Genomic DNA, 850 nt, shown 5'->3' with positions numbered 1-850 from the left:
AGGTCCGTTAGCTCATCATTAATTGGGGGCCTTTTCAGCACGATCGGCTGATAGGACTTAGTCGACATGCGCTCTGGGTCACCGGTTGCCATACTAATGACGGAAAGGTGGTCCGTGACGAGTCGCTGAACAATAATTTGCAGGAAGCAGCCAAACAAGCCAATAAAAATAGCGGCGCTGATGCCAAGCAATTTTACGCGGTCGATAAAATCTTCGTCGAGATAGGTGTCGTTAATCTGTATCTGAAGTGAACCGAGTATTTGATCGTCATATATAAGTTGTTCTGAGAAGTCTGCGGGTGGCTGAAAATTACCGAGCTGCTTGCTGACGCCGCTTTCATCAACCAGGCTTAGACCTTCTATAGAGGGAGAACGAGCGAGGCCGTCTAGGAGAATCTGGGCACTTTCTTCATCAACATTCCACAAACTACGCTCAAGCTGGTTCTTAATTGTACGAACGGTTTCTTGGCTATCCCTTTCAACCTGCTCGGTATATTTGATGTGTTCGTATTCAATGAGTGCAATTGAAACAGCAAGCGTAAAAACTAAGCCTATGGATATGAAATACCAGGCTAACCGATCACCGAGTCTTTGTGGCCGCAAAAAACCCAGCTTGTTCTGTGTTGTTTTTTTCTTCATTGAAATCGTCTACTGCTGCATGCATTGACGCCGATCGATTACATCCTGCTCGACTTTGATCTTAATTATTGCCTTGTTTTGCGATAACTTCCACTTTGTGCTCGTGATGTTGCTTTTTTCTGCGCTGCAGGAGCGGTATGATTGCGCCCGAAACGAAATTTAGGGTGCAGAAAATGTCGATAAAATCAGATAAGTGGATTCGGCGCATGGCC

1 protein-coding gene is annotated in these 850 nt (G+C 45.5%); it reads right to left on the bottom strand.

Annotated elements, in window-relative coordinates:
- Positions 1 to 638, bottom strand: a 638-nt coding sequence (locus tag A3750_RS24165; RefSeq protein WP_156498911.1) for a hypothetical protein, incomplete at its 3' end; no start/stop codon positions are given.
- Positions 639 to 850 lie beyond the last annotated feature (212 nt).

It is taken from the genome of Oleiphilus sp. HI0079 (genome assembly GCF_001635105.1).
The sequence above is the reverse complement of the archived record's forward strand: the minus strand, read 5'-3'. Positions and strand labels throughout refer to the sequence as shown.